1 pseudogene is annotated in these 1,183 nt (G+C 65.4%); it reads right to left on the bottom strand.

What is annotated here, in order from left to right:
• Nucleotides 1–1,122 (bottom strand): annotated as a pseudogene (locus tag I71_RS06910) (malto-oligosyltrehalose synthase); the annotation flags it as partial.
• Between the last annotated feature and the right edge of the window lie 61 nt (nt 1,123–1,183).

Here is a 1,183-nt window from a genome sequence, read left to right as displayed (position 1 = left end):
GGTTTCGTGGGTGGTGCTGGCCAGCATGTTGCCCGGCCAGTTGCGGGCACGTTCTTGATTGGCGCGTTGGAAGGCGGCGATGCTGACACCGAAATGGTCGGGATGGCCGCCGACCTCGTTCAACGCCACCAGACGGTTGTAGCGGTAGAAGGCGGTGTCCTCCAGGCCCTTCGCCATCACCGGCCCGCTGTACTGCTGAAAGCGCATGGCGAAGCGGGTGACCTGCCGGCGGCTGTAGCCGCTCTTGGGTGCGGCCACCAAATCGGTGGTCAGCAACCGCTGCAGGAAATCATAGACCGAGCCGTCCGGCCCCTGTTCCGCCCGCCGCGCCTGGGAGATCGCCCAGTCGATGTCGCGGCGGTCGAGGTCGCTCGGCACGCCGCCGTCGACATAGGTGCGGTAAACGGGGAAGCGGGCGATGGTCTCCTTCAGCGCCTGATGCAGGATGTTGGCGGTGAAGTCGGCGGTTGCCGGGTTGGAGCGGGCGATGCGCGCCGCCTTGCGCGACAGCACATTCAGCTCGCTCGCCATCTCGCTTTCCATGATGCGGATCTTGCACTGCCGCACCACCTCCTCGAAATCGTCGCGCCGTCCGATGAAGGCAGCGTAGAGGCGGGTGAAGGCCTCCTCCGCCTTGGGATCGACGAACAGGCCGCCCATCAGGTTGGCATATTCGTAGCCGGTGGTTCCGTCGATCGGCCAGTCCTCGCGCAGCCGCTCATGCCGGGCCAGAATCTTCTCCACCACCAGATAGAATGGCTTGGAAGACGCCGCGACCAGCCGCTCGCAATAGCCCTTGGGGTCGATCAACCCGTCGATATGGTCGATGCGGATGCCGTCGAGCGTGCCGTCCGCCACCATCCCCAGCACCATGCGGTGGGCAACGTCGAACAGCTCCGGCTCGTCCATCCGCAGGCCGGCCAACTCGTTGATGTTGAAGAAGCGGCGATAGTTGATGTCGTCGGCCGCCACCTTGAAATAGGCGACGCGCCAGTTCTGGCAGCCGATCAGCGCATGCAGGTGGCTCCAGCTGTCGATCTCCCCCTGGTAGCCGCGGAAGACGGACAGCCGCTGGTTGATCGCATCGGCCACATCAGGCCGTGCCGCCACCAGCGTCGCCAACTCGGCTTCTGAACGCCGGACCGCGCGATCTGATGGGGCCGGGCGTAGGCCAGATGGGCGA

The organism is Azospirillum sp. B506 (assembly GCF_000333595.1).
In the GTDB taxonomy this organism is placed as follows: domain Bacteria; phylum Pseudomonadota; class Alphaproteobacteria; order Azospirillales; family Azospirillaceae; genus Azospirillum.
The sequence above is the reverse complement of the archived record's forward strand: the minus strand, read 5'-3'. Positions and strand labels throughout refer to the sequence as shown.